The organism is Mesorhizobium sp. ESP-6-2, from assembly GCF_020164675.1.
In the GTDB taxonomy this organism is placed as follows: domain Bacteria; phylum Pseudomonadota; class Alphaproteobacteria; order Rhizobiales; family Rhizobiaceae; genus Mesorhizobium.
The window spans coordinates 284,246-298,876 of the sequence record NZ_JAIUGT010000002.1 but is presented as its reverse complement, the minus strand read 5'-3'; the positions used below and the strand labels follow the sequence as shown (position 1 = coordinate 298,876).

15 protein-coding genes are annotated in these 14,631 nt (G+C 63.6%); 8 read left to right on the top strand and 7 right to left on the bottom strand.

Annotated features, from left to right (window positions below):
- Positions 1-244 precede the first annotated feature (244 nt).
- Positions 245-1,423: a lytic murein transglycosylase gene (locus LB532_RS06455; RefSeq protein WP_140639216.1), complete on the top strand. Its 1,179-nt coding sequence runs from the start codon at positions 245-247 to the stop codon at positions 1,421-1,423.
- A 110-nt stretch (positions 1,424-1,533) separates the two neighbouring features.
- On the opposite strand, the gene LB532_RS06450 is transcribed toward LB532_RS06455, so the two are convergent.
- Positions 1,534-2,439, bottom strand: coding sequence for a LysR family transcriptional regulator (locus LB532_RS06450; protein ID WP_140644182.1), 906 nt, complete (start codon positions 2,437-2,439; stop codon positions 1,534-1,536).
- A gap of 128 nt (positions 2,440-2,567) precedes the next feature.
- Here LB532_RS06450 and LB532_RS06445 point away from each other — a divergent pair, with 128 nt between their 5' ends.
- Positions 2,568-3,299, top strand: coding sequence for an SDR family oxidoreductase (locus LB532_RS06445; RefSeq protein ID WP_140644184.1), 732 nt, complete (start codon positions 2,568-2,570; stop codon positions 3,297-3,299).
- On the opposite strand, the gene LB532_RS06440 is transcribed toward LB532_RS06445, so the two are convergent.
- Positions 3,296-4,516 carry an alanine racemase gene (locus tag LB532_RS06440; RefSeq protein ID WP_140644186.1) on the bottom strand — a complete coding sequence of 407 codons (1,221 nt, stop codon included), beginning with the start codon at positions 4,514-4,516 and terminating at the stop codon, positions 3,296-3,298. The genes LB532_RS06445 and LB532_RS06440 overlap by 4 nt on opposite strands.
- Before the next feature lie 207 nt (positions 4,517-4,723).
- Here LB532_RS06440 and LB532_RS06435 point away from each other — a divergent pair, with 207 nt between their 5' ends.
- Complete coding sequence (locus LB532_RS06435; protein ID WP_140644188.1) at positions 4,724-5,653, top strand: DMT family transporter; 930 nt, start codon at positions 4,724-4,726, stop codon at positions 5,651-5,653.
- A gap of 373 nt (positions 5,654-6,026) precedes the next feature.
- Here the strand turns inward: LB532_RS06435 and metF are convergent, their stop codons facing one another.
- Positions 6,027-6,944 carry a methylenetetrahydrofolate reductase [NAD(P)H] gene (gene metF / locus LB532_RS06430; RefSeq protein ID WP_140644190.1) on the bottom strand — a complete coding sequence of 306 codons (918 nt, stop codon included), beginning with the start codon at positions 6,942-6,944 and terminating at the stop codon, positions 6,027-6,029.
- On the bottom strand, positions 6,944-7,966 hold the full coding sequence (locus tag LB532_RS06425; RefSeq protein ID WP_140644192.1) for an ArsR/SmtB family transcription factor: 1,023 nt from the start codon (positions 7,964-7,966) through the stop codon (positions 6,944-6,946). Before LB532_RS06425 ends, metF begins: the two co-directional genes overlap by 1 nt.
- 179 nt (positions 7,967-8,145) lie before the next feature.
- Here LB532_RS06425 and tsaA point away from each other — a divergent pair, with 179 nt between their 5' ends.
- The 4 genes from tsaA (at position 8,146) to LB532_RS06405 (ending at position 10,992) form a co-directional block, all read left to right on the top strand.
- Entirely contained in the window at positions 8,146-8,670 is a 525-nt protein-coding gene (gene tsaA, locus LB532_RS06420; protein ID WP_140644194.1) for a tRNA (N6-threonylcarbamoyladenosine(37)-N6)-methyltransferase TrmO, read from the top strand.
- A complete protein-coding gene (locus tag LB532_RS06415; RefSeq protein WP_140644196.1) occupies positions 8,667-8,981 on the top strand; it encodes a DUF2293 domain-containing protein in 315 nt (104 codons plus the stop codon). Before tsaA ends, LB532_RS06415 begins: the two co-directional genes overlap by 4 nt.
- A gap of 131 nt (positions 8,982-9,112) precedes the next feature.
- On the top strand, positions 9,113-10,066 hold the full coding sequence (locus LB532_RS06410) for an aminotransferase class IV (RefSeq protein WP_140644198.1): 954 nt from the start codon (positions 9,113-9,115) through the stop codon (positions 10,064-10,066).
- 134 nt (positions 10,067-10,200) lie between these two features.
- The gene (locus tag LB532_RS06405; RefSeq protein WP_224556454.1) at positions 10,201-10,992 is read left to right on the top strand and encodes an SDR family oxidoreductase; all 792 of its coding nucleotides are present in this window, start codon (positions 10,201-10,203) and stop codon (positions 10,990-10,992) included.
- Positions 10,993-11,037: 45 nt separating this feature from the next.
- On the opposite strand, the gene LB532_RS06400 is transcribed toward LB532_RS06405, so the two are convergent.
- A complete protein-coding gene (locus LB532_RS06400) occupies positions 11,038-11,664 on the bottom strand; it encodes an MOSC domain-containing protein (protein ID WP_140644202.1) in 627 nt (208 codons plus the stop codon).
- A gap of 180 nt (positions 11,665-11,844) precedes the next feature.
- On the opposite strand from LB532_RS06400, the gene LB532_RS06395 reads away from it, so the two are divergent.
- Entirely contained in the window at positions 11,845-12,411 is a 567-nt protein-coding gene (locus LB532_RS06395; RefSeq protein WP_140644204.1) for a methyltransferase family protein, read from the top strand.
- Positions 12,412-12,426: 15 nt separating this feature from the next.
- Here the strand turns inward: LB532_RS06395 and LB532_RS06390 are convergent, their stop codons facing one another.
- Together LB532_RS06390 and tam are read right to left on the bottom strand one after the other, a co-directional pair.
- Entirely contained in the window at positions 12,427-13,548 is a 1,122-nt protein-coding gene (locus LB532_RS06390) for a beta-ketoacyl-ACP synthase III (protein ID WP_140644206.1), read from the bottom strand.
- 258 nt (positions 13,549-13,806) lie between these two features.
- Positions 13,807-14,589, bottom strand: coding sequence for a trans-aconitate 2-methyltransferase (tam, locus tag LB532_RS06385; protein WP_140644208.1), 783 nt, complete (start codon positions 14,587-14,589; stop codon positions 13,807-13,809).
- Positions 14,590-14,631 lie beyond the last annotated feature (42 nt).

Here is a 14,631-nt window from a genome sequence, read left to right as displayed (position 1 = left end):
ACCGTGTCAACGGCAGCCAAGCCGCCCGGAGAAGGAGCTTGGGCAGAACACACGCTGACACCGTGTCAACGGCAGCCAGGCCGCCTGGGAAAAGGGCTGCGGCAGAACACCCGTTGACACCGGGCCTGCCGCCTGCTTTTCGACACGGCCGGCGGCCAAGAGTGCAACCGCCGGTATTCCGGGGCGACGCGCATTCAGATGGACAGCCAGACCGCCCGGAATCCTGAATGTCGAAAGGAAGTCTATGCGACTGCGTCCTCAAGCCCTCGCGGTGCTGTTCCTGTGCGCCACGGCCTTGCCGGCAATGGCGCAGGAATGTGGCGGCGACTTCGAAACCTGGAAGCAGGGCGTGGCTGCGGAAGCCAAGGCGGCGGGTGTCGGCCCTGTCGGCCTCGAAGCGCTCGAGGATGCCAGCTTCGACGAGAGGGCCCTGGCGCGCGACCGTACGCAGGGCGTCTTCACCCAGACCTTCATCGAGTTCTCCAACCGGATGATCTCGGCCTACCGGCTGAAGCAGGGCGCGGCGAACATGAAGAAATATGCCGATATCTTCGCCCGCGCCGACCAGCAGTTCGGCGTCCAGGCGCCGGTCATCACCGCCTTCTGGGCGCTGGAGACCGATTTCGGCGCCGTGCAGGGCGATTTCCATACGCTCAGCGCGCTGGTGACGCTTTCCCATGATTGCCGCCGCCCGCAGCTGTTCCGGCAGCAGCTGGTGCCACTGCTGGAATTGATCGACCGTGGCGTGCTGCCGGCCGACGTCAACGGCGCCTGGGCTGGCGAGATCGGCCAGACGCAAATCCTGCCTTCCGACTATCTCGCTCGTGGCGTCGACGGCGACGGCGACGGCAAGATCGACCTGCGGGGCAGCGTGCCGGACGTGATCATGACCACGGCCAACAAGGTGCTGTCGCGCGGCTGGAAGCGCGACGAGCCCTGGATCCAGGAAGTGCGCGTGCCCGACGAGATGCCTTGGGACCAGACCGGCCGCACCAACAAATTGCCGCTGACGCAGTGGGCGCAGTGGGGCGTCACCAATCCCGACGGCTCGCCGCTGGTCGACAAGGGCCTGAAGGCCGGGCTGGCGTTGCCCATGGGCCGCAAGGGGCCGGCCTTCCTCACCTACGACAATTTCGACGTCTATCTCGAATGGAACCAGTCCTTCACCTACGCGCTGACCGCGGCAAATCTTGCCGCGCGGCTAGCCGGCGCGCCACCGATCGACCCGCGCAATCCCGAGCCAGGCCTAAACAACGGACAGATGAAGGCATTGCAGACCAAGCTGGAAGCCAAGGGCTACGATGTTGGCACGGTCGACGGGATCCTGGGCACCAACACCCGCGAAGCGATCCGCAAGGAGCAGACGCGGCTGGGGCTGCCCGTGGACGGCTGGCCGACGCCGGAGCTGTTGGGAAAACTGTAAAAATAGCGTGTAGTCAGTAGTCAGTAGTGAAGATCCCAGGAGCGGCACTACTCACTACTCACTACTCACTACTCACTACTCACTACTCACTACTCACTACTCACTACTCACTACTCACTACTACCCCTCCTCTCCCGCACAAAATCAATGAACGCTCGCAATGCCGGCGGGACGTGCCGCGTGCTCGGGTGGTACAGGTAGAAACCCGGAAAGCTGGGCGACCAGGCTTCCAGAAAACGAATGAGCTGGCCGTTTTCGATCCAGGGGCGGACCTGATAGTCCATCATGTAGGCGATGCCCGCTCCGCCCAGCGCGGCGTCGAGCAGCAGGTCAGTGTCGTTGACCGTCAGATTGCCCTCAACGGCGATTTCCAGGGTCCGTTTTCCCCGCGAGAACTCCCATCGGTAGATGTTGCCGCCGCTGGGCCATTGGAAGTTGATGCAGCGGTGCTGGTGTAAATCCTGCGGATGACGTGGTGTGCTGCGCCCGGCGAGATAGGCCGGAGCGGCCACAGCAGCCATCTGCAGGTCCCCGCTCAGCTTTACCGCAACCATGTCCTTCTTCAGCCGTTCGCCGAGGCGGATTCCGGCGTCGAAGCGTCCCTCGACAATATCGGCCAGCATGTCGTCGACGATGACGGTCAGGCTGATATTGGGATAAGCGTGCTGAAAACCACCCAGAATAGGCGCAACGAACCGCATCGCGGCCACCCGCGGTACATTGATGCGAAGCGATCCCGCCGGCCGGTCTCGCGACGCATGGATATCCGCGACGGCGTCCTCCAGTTCACTGAACGCCATGCCGACCCGTCCGAACAGCGCCTCGCCGGCCGCCGTCGGCGACACGCTGCGCGTCGTCCGGTTCAGCAGGCGAACGCCGAGGCGAGCTTCCAGTTGCCGGATCGTCTGGCTGAGGGCCGAGGGTGAAATCCTGAGCCTGGCAGAAGCACGGATGAAACTGCCCTCCTCCACGATCGCCGCAAAGGCCTTGAGCTCGGTGAATTCAGACCCTCTCATTATGCATCTCTGGCTTAACAAGCTAATCAGATAATAGGCCATTATCTGATCAATTGCATACCGCTATTTCTCAATTACTGGCCCCGTCGCACAACCGGCGCGGCAGTGCGTAATTGAAGGAACTGATCATGTCTCATGCGCTTCAGGGTAAAACCGCAATCGTCACCGGCAGTTCGCGCGGTATCGGCCGTGCCATTGCCGAAGAGCTCGCCGCCAATGGCGCCGCCGTCGCTGTCAACTATGTCGGCAACAACAAGGCTGCGGACGAGGTGGTGGCAGGCATCACGAGCAAGGGCGGAAAGGCGGTCTCCATTCAGGCGGATATATCCAGCGTGTCGGACGTTCGCCGCCTGTTCGACGATGCGGAGAGCCGGTTGGGCGCGATCGACATCGTCGTCGCCAATGTCGGCGTCGCCGTCATCAAACCGCTGGTCGAGGCCAGCGAAGCCGATTTCGACCTCGTCTTCGGCACCAACGCCAAAGGCACTTTCTTCACGCTCCAGGAAGCGGCACGCCGGGTGCGCGACGGCGGCCGCATCATCGCGGTTTCCACTGGTGGAACCAAAATGTTCTTTACGCAGACTGCGCTTTATCTCGGCAGCAAGGGCGCCGTCGAACAGTTCGTGCGCGTACTGTCGCGCGAACTCGGGCCACGCGGCGTCACCGTCAACGCGCTGTCGCCCGGCTTTACCGACACCGATCTGCTGCCCGAGCGTGACCGCGCCGTTGCTGCCGGCATGTCGCCCTTCGGCAGGATCGGTGCGCCGCGCGACGTCGCCGACGTCGCCGTCTTCCTGGCCAGCAATGAGGGCCGCTGGCTGACCGGCGAGAACATCCAGGCCGGCGGTGGCGTGGCTTAATCCGCCATCGTCTCCAAGCTCGCAAACCCTACCGGCGCATCGCCCTCGTCGAAGGACGTCGCCACCTCGACGAAAGTGTCGGGATAAAAGCCGTTGAAGCGAGTTCTCAGCGACAGCGAATAGGCACCGATATGGCCGATCTCGATCCAATCGCCGGTGTCGACCGTCTCCGGCAGCCAGAACGGCCGCGACAATATGTCGACGGAATCGCAGGTCGCGCCGCAGACCTTGAACGGCACGATGGTCTTCTCATCGCCATTGCGCGTGCGGATCGCGGGATCGGGAATGAAGCGCGCCGGCAGCGTGATCTTGCCGGTCCAGGAATCCGACAGCGACGCCCAGATGCCGTCATTGATGTAAAGCCGCTTGCCCTTGCGCAAAAGCACCCGCACGATCAACGACAGGCAGCGCGCCACGATCACCCGGCCGGGCTCGGCCACCAGCGGCATCTGGTCGAACTGGTATTCCTTGAGGTCTCCAGAAAGCCGCGACATGATCTGGCCGAGCGACGGCATCGCGACCTGCTTGCGATTGGGATCATGCCCGTATTCGGCCGGAAAACCGCCGCCGACATCGAGACCGGCCAGGTCGAAGGTCAGCCGGTTGCGCACCCAGTCGGCCGAGGCCAATGCCCTTTCGTAGGTGTCGGGGTCTTCGATCTGGCTGCCGACATGGAAACACAGCCCGACCTTGTAGCCGGTGCGGTTCAGCCGCTCGGCCAGTTCGACCGCATAGGCCGGCCCGGCGCCGAACTTCTTCGACAGCTCGTAGGCCGCATGGCCCTTGGTCTGCACCCGCACGAACACGCTGACCGCGCCCGGGTCGATGTCGAGCGCCCTGACCACCCGCGTCAGCTTGGTGATCTCGTCCTCGTGGTCGAGCGCAATGACGCGGATGTCGTATTTCTCCAACGCCAGCTTGATGTCCGACTGCGCCTTGACAGGATGCATGTAGAGCATCTCGGCATCGGCCGAGACCGCGCGCACGGCGGCGAACTCGCCGGGCGATGCCACGTCGAAAGCGGATACGCCGGCCTCGACCAGCGTCTTCAGCACGATCTGCTCGCCATTGGTCTTGACCGCATAGGCCGTCTTGCCGGGGAACATGCCCATGAACTGCAAGGCATCGGCCTTCAGCACCTGCGGGCGGAAGCAGTAGACCGGATCGTCCGGGCGAAGCGCCAGTGCCGCCTCGCGGGCATTCTCGAATCGCTGCATGGACGAATCCTTGACCTAGCCTGCGCACAATTAATCCAAGCTAGCGGCCAATGAAAACAATTCTGTGTCTCGTGCGCCTGACGGCAGGGCGCTAGGCTTTGTCAGGGGAGACAGGCCATCGGGCAGGTTTCGGGTGGTTCTTGCCTGCGAACCCGATAACGCTTCTGTTGGCTGCCTGCATTCGGCCGTCTGGGGAGGACGCATCACATGGCAATAGCCGCGACATCAGCACCCCGCGGACCGATGGCGCTCAAGGACTGGTCGCAGCTTCTGCTGCTCGGCGCGATCTGGGGCGGCTCCTTTTTCTTCGCCCGCATTGCCGTGGCGGAGCTTCACCCGCCGGTGCTGGTGCTGTTTCGCGTCGCCATCGCGGCACTCGCTTTGCAGCTCTATCTCTTCCTGCGCGGCCCGTCCTTCCGCCTTGCCCTTCCTCATGCAGGACTGTTCTTCCTGCTGGCCTTCACCAACAACGTCGTGCCTTTTTCGCTGATCTTCGCCGGCCAGACTGAGCTTGGCGCCGGCGTCGCCTCGGTGCTCAATGCGACCACGCCATTCTGGACGCTGATCCTCGCCAACGCCCTGACATCGGACGAGAAGCTCTCCTGGAACAAGCTGGCCGGGATTGCGCTTGGCGTCGCCGGCACGGCTGTGATGATCGGCCCCGGCCTGGTTGCCGGCCTCGGCGGCCCCGTCTGGGCCAAATTCGCGCTGATCGGAGCATCGTTGTCCTACGGCGTCGCCCTGATGGTCGCCCGCCGCTTCAAGGGCGTGCCCTCGCCGGTCATTGCCACCGGGCAGCTGACCGCCTCGACCGTCATCATGATCCCGGTCGTGCTGCTTGCGCACGGTCCCGCCGGCCTGCTCTCGGCCTCGGCGCCGGTCTGGGCGGCGGTGCTGGCGCTGGCGCTGCTGTCCACCGCCTTCGCCTATATCCTCTATTTCAACCTCGTCGCCTCGGCCGGCGCCACCAACGCCTCCCTGGTGACGCTGATCGTGCCGGTGAGTGCCATGCTGCTCGGTTTCCTGTTCCTCGGCGAGCGGCTGGAACTGTTCGAAATTGGTGGCATGATGCTGATCGGTCTCGGCCTGGTGACCATAGACGGGCGCCTGTTCATCCGCAGGGTAGCGCTGCCATGACATGCCAACGACACGAAGCCGCCATAATTTATTCACAGGTTCGTATCTGGTTTTTGCCTAGAAGTTTCAACGCCTAACGGCGAAAACGAGGTCGCAAACTCCACAATCGCGTCGCAATGCAGCACATTTTCCGCTTGCCTGTGGCACAAATGACCCTAGACTCCGGGCATAGCTCTTTTAAGAGGAGGCTATGTCATGGGACTTACGAGGCCAATCAACGCATTGATGATCTGTGCTGCGTTTGCATTCATCGGCGCCCTCATTATAGGCGTTCTTCCCTGAACCCGCCAAAAACCGGGAAGACCAGCACCCAATAATCAACCAGTTTGAAAGGCCGGGTTTTTACCCGGCCTTTCTGCATCTCAAGCCCGGTTCAGGCGGCTGCGGAGCCAGCCACTTCCGCCTCATGCGAGCGGATGCCGATCATGTGGCAGACGGCAAAGACGAGGTCGGCCCGGTTCATCGTATAGAAGTGGAAATCGCCCACGCCGCGCTCGACCAGGTCCAGCACCTGCTCGGCCGCCACGGCCGACGCCACCAGCGCATGCGTCTGCGGGTCGTTCTGCAGGCCGTCGAAACGTTCGGCCAGCCATGCCGGCACCAGCGCGCCGCAACGTGCCGAGAAATTGGCGACCTGGGTGAAATTGTGCACCGGCAGGATGCCCGGCACGATCGGAATGTAGATGCCGGCTCGACGCGCGCGCTCGACATAGCGCTCGTAGAGATCGTTGTCGAAGAAGAACTGGGTGATCGCCCGCGTCGCGCCATTGTCGACCTTGCGCTTCAGCATGTCGATGTCGGTGGCGAAGTCGGGGCTTTCCGGATGCTTTTCCGGATAGGCCGAGACCGAGATGTCAAAATCGCCCGCGCTCTTCAGCGCATCGACCAGCTCGGCGCCATTGGCATAGCCGTCCGGGTGCGGACGATAGGCGGTGCCGACGCCCGCGGCCGGATCACCGCGCAGGGCGACGAACCGCTTCACGCCCATATCGGCGAATTCCTGGATCACCGCGTCGACCTGGGGGCGTGGAGCGTCGACGCAGGTCATATGTGCTGCCGGCGTCAGGCTGGTCTCCTTCAGGATGCGGCCTACCGTGCGTGCCGTGCGCTCCCGAGTCGAACCGCCGGCACCGTAGGTCACCGAGACGAATTTCGGCTGCAGCGGTTCGAGTCGGGTGACCGTGTCCCACAGCCTCGCCTCCATCTCGTCCGACTTTGGCGGGAAGAATTCGAAGGAAACCCTGACCTTGTCGCCAATGTCGGGGCGGCGGGAAAAGCGGAACTGGTTCATCAGGCGATTTCCCCTATCGAATTCACTTTGGTCTGCTGGCTGTCATTGGCAGGATCGGCGATCAGCAGGCGCCGGTCGCGGCCAAGCCAGAGCTTGACCGTGAGCCTGGCCTCGGTGCCGCCGCGCGGCTCGAATTCCTGGGCATCTTCGAGATCGAGGCCCGCTTCGGAGAACCACTCGCCGATCTGCCGGTCGGAAAAGCCGAGGCGCATATGCGCGTGCTCGTCGCGCAGGAATTCCAGGGTGTGCGGCGCGAAATCGACGATCACCAGCCGTCCGGAAGGGCGCAGCAGCCGCGCCGCCTCGCGGATGGCGCGCGCAGGATCATCGAGATAGTGCAGCACCTGATGGATGGTGACGAGATCGAAGGCGTCGCGCTCGACCGGCGGCGAGAAGATGTCGCCCTGCCGCACCTGAGCATTGGAGACGCCGGCCTTGTCCAGATTGGCGCGCGCGACGGTCAGCATCTCGCGAGACATGTCGATGCCGATGCCGCGCCGGTAGAGCGGCGAGAATATCTCCAAGAGACGTCCGGTGCCGGTGCCGAGATCGAGCATCGACTGGAACGGCCGCTTGCCGACGAGTTTCATGAGTGCGGCCTCGACCGCACGGTCCGGCACGTGCAGGGAGCGGATGTGATCCCAGCTTGCCGCGTTCTGCGAAAAATACTCCGCCGCGCGGTCCTGCCGCTTGCGCTTGACCGAGGCCAGCCGCTCGAGATCACGCTCGACCTGCGGATCGGCGCCGCGAATGCCGGCGACCAGCCGCAGCACGAAATCGCGCGCGGAATCCGTGTCAGACAGCCGGAAGAAGGCCCACGACCCCTCCTGGTAACGGCCGATCAGCCCGGCCTCGAGGAGCAGCTTCAGGTGGCGTGACACCCGCGGCTGCGACTGGCCGAGAATCTCGGTAAGATCGGACACGGTGAGATCACCGCGCGACAGCAGCGCCAGTATACGCAGGCGGCTCGATTCGGCCGCCGCCTTCAATGTGTCCACCATAGTGTCGAGCGCGACATGCATCAGCGTATTCTCTTTGAAAAAGATATAAACATATGTTTATGTCGATTTTTCGAACCATGCAAGCGCTATGTCGCTGTAGGACAAGAAAATGCCGCATGCGTGATTTCGCGATGCATGTTGCCTAAAAGCGTGTAGCGGTTCGGGGAAGAAGACATGCGCCAACAAAAAGATGGGATAAAATGACCGGGCAGCATGAGATGTTCGAGGTTAGAGAAGGCGAGCAGAGGCTGGAGATCGATCCGGCACTGATGCCGGCTGACGGCCATGTCGTGTTCATCGGCCGCGTCACCTCACCGTGGACGACGCGCGAAACTTGTCCCAAGAACATGCGCGCGGCGCGAGAGACCGGACAGCCGGCCGTGCTGACTATCGAGCCGCTTTACCGCGCCGGCCTGCACGGGCTGGAGCGTGCCAGCCACGTCGTCATCCTGTCATGGCTGCATCACGCGCCGCGGTCTCTGATCGTGCAGAAACCGCGCCATGCGGCTGAAGCAAAAGGCGTATTCGGGCTGCGCTCCCCGGCCCGACCGAACCCGGTCGGCTTGCATGTGGCGAAACTTGTCGCGCTCGACGTCGCCACCGGGCACATCGACATCGACGCCATCGATGTGCTCGACGGCACGCCCGTCATCGACATCAAACCGTATTTCGCCTCGACCGACGCCATACCGGAGGCAACCATCAAAGGGCGCGACGAACGATGAAGGCGCCGACCGGACGTCGCCGCGCCCTCGCCAAGGCGCTGACCGCGCTTCTGCCGCTGGCGCCCTATGCCGACATGGAGAAGATTCGAGCCGATGCCGGCTCCGTTCACATGAAGACCTTGCCGCCGACCATCGCCGTATGGCTGGCGACGATTGCCCACATCCGCCACGCCCACACCGACTACGAAAAGCTACTCGCCGAAGGCTATGACCGCGACTCGGCGCGTTTCTTCGTCATCGAGCAGACCAATGTGGTGCTCACCCGCTGGCGCGCCACCCGCCTGCTCGACGCCGACGACGAGGATGATTGAAGCTGTTGCCCAGCCGGCACGGCGATCGCGTTGCATGACTGGCCAGATTTATCTCGAGGACGAACGACGCCGGATGACTGGCTCTATGCCCTCTGCCTGACACCGATAGCCTGTGATGCAAGGAGGTGCCGATGAGCCAGACCGCACAGGATACACCGCCACCTGTGGTGAGCGACCGTCACGTCGACCCGCATCGCTATCCCGACGGCATCGCTTTCCTCGACGGTCAGTACCTGCCGATGTCGCAGGCCAAGGTCTCGGTGCTGGACTGGGGGTTCCTGCATTCCGACGCCACTTACGACACGGTGCATGTCTGGAACGGCCGCTTCTTCCGGCTTGATCTGCATCTCGACCGCTTCTTCGGCGGGCTGGAGAAATTGCGCATGACGATCCCATTCGATCGTGACGGCGTGACCGGGATCCTGCACAATTGCGCGGCGCTGTCCGGTCATCGCGCCGCCTATGTCGAAATGCTGTGCACGCGCGGTGCCTCCCCGACCTTCAGCCGCGATCCGCGCCAGGCGGTCAACCGCTTCATGGCCTTCGCCGTACCCTTCGGCTCGGTCGCCAATGCCGAGCAGTTGCAGCGCGGCCTGCATGTGGCCATCAGCGACAAGGTGCGCATTCCGCCCGCCTCCATCGATCCGGCGATCAAGAACTACCACTGGCTCGATCTGGTGCGCGGCCTCTACGATGCCTATGACCGCGGCGCCGAGACCGCACTGATCCTCGACTTCAACGGCAACATCGCCGAGGGTCCGGGCTTCAATGTCTTCTGCGTCAAGGATGGCAGACTGTCGACACCGGCCGTCGGAGTGCTGCCGGGCATCACCCGCCGCACCGTCTTCGATCTCTGTATGCAAGAAGGCCTCTTCGCCACCCCCACCGACGTCAGCGTCGCAGCGTTGCGCGAGGCCGACGAGGTCTTCATCACCTCGACAGCCGGCGGCATCATGCCGGTTACGATGATCGACGGCATCCCGGTCGCGGACGGCAGGCCCGGCGCGATCACCAGTCGACTGATGGCGCTCTACTGGGACAAACATGAAGATCCGGCCTGGTCGAGCGCTGTACGCTACCCCTGACCGGCCGCGAGGTCTGTCCAAATAATTCCGCCACCACCTCTGGAAAGTCGCGGAACGCACCGTATATGGCACAAAGCGGAGAAGCCTCCGTTTACCCCTGAAAAATCACAGCCCCTTCGGGCAAGGACTTCATCATGACAAACAAGGTTTGGTTCATCACCGGATCGTCGAAAGGCTTTGGCCGCGTCTGGGCCGAGGCCGCATTGGCACGCGGCGACCGCGTCGCCGCGACCGCCCGTGACACAGGCACGCTCGCCGATCTCGTCGCCAAATATGGCGACAACATCGCCGCGATAAAGCTCGATGTCAGCGACAAGAAAGCCGTCGATGCCGCTGTGGCCGAGGCGCACAAGCGCTTTGGCCGGCTCGACGTCGTCATCAACAATGCCGGCTACGGCCATTTCGGCGCCATCGAGGAAGTCAGCGAGCAGGAAGCCCGCGACCAGATCGAGACCAATGTGTTCGGCGCACTGTGGGTCACCCAGGCCGCCTTGATCGGCGGCGTCAATGCTTTTGCCTCGCTCGGCCTCTACCATGCCTCGAAATGGGCGCTGGAAGCCTTCAGCCAATCGCTGAGCCTGGAAGTCGCCGAGTTCGGCATCCACGTCACGCTGGTCGAGCCCGGCGGCTTCTCCACCGACTGGGCCGGTCCGTCGGCAAAAGTCTCGAAGGAGATCGAGGCCTATGCACCCGCCCGCGCCGCCATGGAGGAACGCCGCAGCCGCGCCGTGGCCGGCGATCCCGAGGCGACGGGTCCGGCGATGCTGGCCATTGTCGACGCGGCCGAGCCGCCTCTCAGAGTGTTCTTCGGCGACGGCGGGCTGCCGATGATCAAACAGGAATACGCCAACCGCATCGCCACCTGGGAAAAGTGGGACCATGTCTCCGTCATGGCGCAAGGCGCCAACAAGAACCGCAAGGCGTAGTCCGGACCACTCAGCCACGCCGTTTCGAGCGGCGTGGCTGTTTCATCAGGCGCGATAAATCCACTGCTCGGGCACCCGCACGGAGATTTCCTCGCCGGACCTGACGATGCCGGGCTTCTCAACCCAGGCGACAAGGCCCCGCAGCCGCTTGGCGACTTTCGGGAAAAGCAGCGCGGTGGCGTCACGGTTCGCCGCCCGGACATGCTCGGCGATCGAGTGTCCGGCGACGCGGCATGGCTTGTTCTGGGCATCGATCTTGACCGTCACGCCGCCCTTGAAGAATAGCAGCGAGCCGGATGGCAGCATCGAAAGATGCGGTATCCCTTCGATCAGCACATTGGCCCCGATCCACTCGGGCTTGATCTCATTGAGGCCCATGCGTTCGGCGACCAGCGCGAGTTCGTCCGCCGCCACCAGCGACAATTGCCTCTCGTTGCGCATCTCGGTGCCGCGCTGATACCAGGGTTCGCGCCCGCCGGAGCGTCGCGTTATCCCGGCATGAAAATCGCCCGCTATGCCGTCGAAGCCCAGTTGCAATTCCTCGACCGCCTTGGTTTCGAAATGGTCGAACGGAGCGGCATAGAGCGCCGCCGCCCTTGCTGCCAACTTGCGGCCCGGCACGATGTCGACCGTCAGGTCCGCCGGAAAAAGCTCGAGGTTGGTTTCCTGCATCAGTCTCGTCTAGAGGCCCTCCGCAATGCGGTCCAGTCGAAAGCGCTGATGATCCGATCACGCCGTTTGATGCCGATCACGACTTTCTTACCGGAAACGCCGTCGCCGTCCGCAGTGCGCCGCATTGCCGCCGCGCCGCCGGCATAGACGAGGGCGCCAGATCGGGAGGAGGTTCGGGTCATGCAGGTGGGACACGCCGTTGCTGCGCTCTGGTTGTTCTGGCTGGTATCGTGGATTCTTGCCGCGTCATGGGCCGATCCCGTGCGCAAGCGGGCGGATTTCAGGGCGGAGGCGCGATATCGGGTTCTCTGGCTCGCCGGTACCGTCCTGCTGTTCGTTCCGGCGCACGGCTATGTGGGTCGGCTTCGGCTCTGGACGCCGACGCTCCCCCAAGCCTGGATTTGCGTCGCCCTGATCGCCGTCGGCATCGCCTTTGCATGGTCGGCCCGCCTGCATCTCGGCCGGCTGTGGTCCAGCACGGTAACGGCCAAGGCCGATCATCGCATCATCGACACCGGTCCTTATGCGCTTGTCCGTCACCCGATCTATACGGGCCTGCTGCTTTCGGTCCTCGCCACCATGGCCGTCAAGGGCACGGTATGGGGCGTCGCGGGCGCCGCCCTGCTGCTTGTCGGGATCGTCATCAAGGCGAGGCTGGAGGAAAGTTTCCTGCGCGGCGAGCTTGGGCCCGCCTATGACGATTACGCGCGCCGCGTGCCGATGCTCGTTCCCTTTTCGCCGGCCTGAAGCGGCAAGCGCGTCCTACAGCATCCGCAGCAGCGCGCCGCCGATCGAATACCCCGCGCCGAAAGCGCAGATCAGGCCGAAGTCGCCCGCCTTCATGTCGGCATGGTTCTCCGACAGCGCGACGATGGCGCCGGCGCCCGCCGTGTTGCCGAGACGCTCCAGCACCATGGGCGCGCGGTCATGATCGACCTCATGGCCGAATGAGAGTTTCAGGATCATGGCGTTCATGCGCGCATTGGCCTGATGCAGCCAGAAGCGTCGCACCGCCTGCGGCGTCAGGCCGTGCTCGGCCAGGAACTCGACAATGAATTTGTGCCCGGCGACGGTGACTTCCTTGAACACCTTGTTGCCGACCTGCTTGATGAGATTGCCCTCCAGATCGATCCTGTAGGGATCGTCCTGCGCGGTCCGGGTGTGGTAGCCGAGATTGGTGCGGATGTTGTTCGACATCTGCGTCCAGATGCGCGTGTCGAGCACCTCGAAACGTCCCGGCCGTTTCTCGCCGAGTGCCAGCCCCTCGACCACCATCGACACCGAGGCGTCGCCGAAAATGAAATGCGTCTGCCGGTCGCGGAAATTGAGATGGCCGGTGATGATCTCCGGCGTCGTCACCAGGATGCGCTTGTGCGCGCCCGCGCGCACAAGGTTGACCGCCATGTGCAGTGCCGCTGCGGCGGAGGAGCAGCCGAGCCCCATGTCGAAGCCCGCCCCCTTGGTGCCCAGGGCCTGCTGCATCTCGATGGCGATCGCCGGATAGGGCCGCTGGTGGTGCGAGGCAGAGCAGATCACCAAATCGATATCGGACGGCTTCAGCCCAGCATGATCGAGGGCCTTGCGGGCCGAAGCGATGCCGAACTCGGCCTCCAGCGACAGCGCATCATCCGGTCGCGCCGGAATGCGCGGCGCCATACGTGTCGGGTCGAGTATGCCTTCGCGCTCGATCACATGACGGCTGCGCACGCCCGAGGCGTGGACGATGAAATCGCTGTCCGATTTCTGCAGCAGCGGCTGGTCCGTGCCGGACCGGCGCGCGTTCTCCGTGTCGACCCAACTGTTGAAACTGGCGACCAGTTCCTCATTGCTGATCTCAGGCGCGGGGATTTCGACGCCGATACCGCTGATGATGACGCGATGCATGTCCAGTCCGTCCCATCCGCAGGCGTTCAGGGGCTTTGATGTGGGCGCAAGGGAGGCCCGGCGCAACCCTTGTCGCATTAAGCCGGTTTATGCCAGCTTAAACCGGTTCCCGCGTCCCCTCACCACGCGCACAGTTTGGTGTTGTCTGTGGATTATTCCAGCATGCGCCGTCGTCGCGGCTGCGCACGAACTGCCCCGGCAGCGATATTGCGACGGCCGAGATCAAGCGGCGGCTTGAGCGACAGCGTTTGCCCGCTTTCAGGCCCGCTTCGCCACGATGAAGATGCGAGGAAAACGCAACAGCACCTTGCCGTCAGCCGTCCCTGGATAGGCCTTGGCAATCGCAGTCGTATAGGTGTCGAGGAACAGCTTCTTCTGGTCGGCTTCCAGCGGGTCGACAAAAGGTTTCAGGCCCGTCGACTTCACCCATTCGACGATCGCCTCGGCGTCGGCCAGAGGGTGGTTGTATATCGTGTGCCAGATGTCCACCCTGTCACTCAGCGGCGACAGGAGGTCGTAGTAGAACGACACGGGCGGCAGCGGCGCGCGCGCCGCACCTTTCATCTTGGCTGCGAACGGCATTTCGGCGGCGGTCTCCCGCATCAGCCTGTGGGAATCTTCGCCCAAGTTGTCCGGCATCTGCACGGCGAGCGCGCCGCCGGGCGCTAAAAAGCCCATTAGCCGCTGGAAGACATCAGGATGATCAGGCAGCCACTGGAACACCGCATTGGCGAAGATCACGTCGACCGGCTTCTCCGGCTGCCATGCGGCCGCGTCCGCTAGGTCGAAAGTGACATTGGGCAGGCGCGCCCTTGCCTTTTCGATCATGTCGGGCGAGGTGTCGAAGCCGCTCACCTGCGCATCCGGCCAGCGCTCGACCAGAAGCTCGGTCGAGTTGCCCGGCCCGCAGCCTATGTCGACGACGCGGCGGGGGAAGTCGACTGGCACCTGCGCCACCAGGTCGCGTGCGGGTCGCGTGCGCTCATCCTCGAACTTCAAATATTGGGCGGCGGACCAATCGGGCTTTGCTGGGCTGTTCAACGGTAGACCTCGCGGCGGTTGCCACCTTCCATGACCGGCGCG